Origin of the sequence: Endozoicomonas acroporae (assembly GCF_002864045.1) — a bacterium.
In the GTDB taxonomy this organism is placed as follows: Bacteria; Pseudomonadota; Gammaproteobacteria; order Pseudomonadales; family Endozoicomonadaceae; genus Endozoicomonas; species Endozoicomonas acroporae.
Genome location: NZ_PJPV01000197.1, coordinates 1 through 1,312 on the forward strand (window position 1 = coordinate 1; position 1,312 = coordinate 1,312).

General features: G+C 58.4%; 1 protein-coding gene. It reads right to left on the minus strand.

What is annotated here, in order from left to right; genetic code table 11:
* Positions 1-1,312, minus strand: a 1,312-nt coding sequence (locus CX664_RS23625; RefSeq protein ID WP_146000280.1) for a DUF1601 domain-containing protein, incomplete at both ends; no start/stop codon positions are given.

Here is a 1,312-nt window from a genome sequence, read left to right on the forward strand (position 1 = left end):
GTTGAACTCTGGTGTCGACTCCTGCCCGTTGTCCACCAGTTTCGCCATGGCCCACAGCAGATTGGTTATACCCTGTGGTGTAAAGCTGGCTTTCTGTGCGCTCACGTGGGGCAACAACGCGGCCATGGCCTCGTTGAGCTCTGGTGTCCGCTCCTGCCCGTTGTCCACCAGTTTCGCCATGGCCCACAGCAGGTTGGTGATTTCCTGTGGTTTAAAGTTAGCTTTCTGTGCGATCACCTGGGGCAATAGCGCGGCCACGACCTCGTTGAGTGCTGGTGTCCGCTCCTGCCCGTTGTCCACCAGTTTCGCCATGGCCCACAGCAGGTTGGCGATAACCTGGGCATGAAATTGGGTTTTCTGTGCGTTCACCCGGGGCAACAGCGCGACCAGGGCATCGTTGAGCCCCGGTGTCTGCTTCTGCCCGTTGCCCACCAGTTTCGCTATGGCCCACAGCAGGTTGGCGATACCCTGGGCAGTAAATTGGCCTTTCTGTGCGTTCACATGGGGTAACAGCGCAACCACCGCCTCTTTGAGCCCTGGTGTCCGCGCCAGCCCGTTGTCCACCAGTTTCGCCATGGCCCACAGCAGGTTGGCGATTCCCTGGGCATTAAGCTGGTTTTTCTGTGCGTTCACGATGGGCAACAGGGCGGCCACGGCCTCTTTGAGCCCTGGTGTCCGCTCCAACCCGTTGTCCACCAGTTTCGCCATGGCCCACAGCAGGTTGACAATGGCCTGGGCATTAAACAGGTCTTTCTGTGCGTTCACATGGGGCAACAGCGCAGCCATGGCCTCGTTGAGCCCTGGTGTCCGTTCCTGCCCGCTGTCCAACAGTTTCGCCATGGCCCACAGCAGGTTGGTGATCTCCTGAGGGTTACAGTTAGTTTTCTGTAAGTTCACCCGGGGTAACAAAGCGGCCACGGCCTGGTTGAGCTCTGGTGTCTGTTCCTGGCCGTTGTCCACCAGTTTCGCTATGGCCCACAGCAGGTTGGCGATACCCTGAGGAATAAATTGGTCTTTCTGTACGTTCACGTGGGGCAGCAGCACGGTTAAGGCCTCGTTGAGCTCTGGTGTCCGCTTCTGCCCGTTGTCCGACAGTTTCGCTATGGCCCACAGCAGGTTGGCGATGTGCTGAGGAGTAAATTGGTCTTTCTGTGCGTTCACATGGGGCAACAGCGCGGCTACAGCTTCTTTGAGCTCTGGTGTCCACTCCCCGTTGTCCACCAGTTTCGCCAGAGCCCACAGCAGGTTGGCGATACCCTGGGCCTTGAATTGGTCTTTCTGTAGGTTCACGTGAGTCAACAGGGCGGCCATG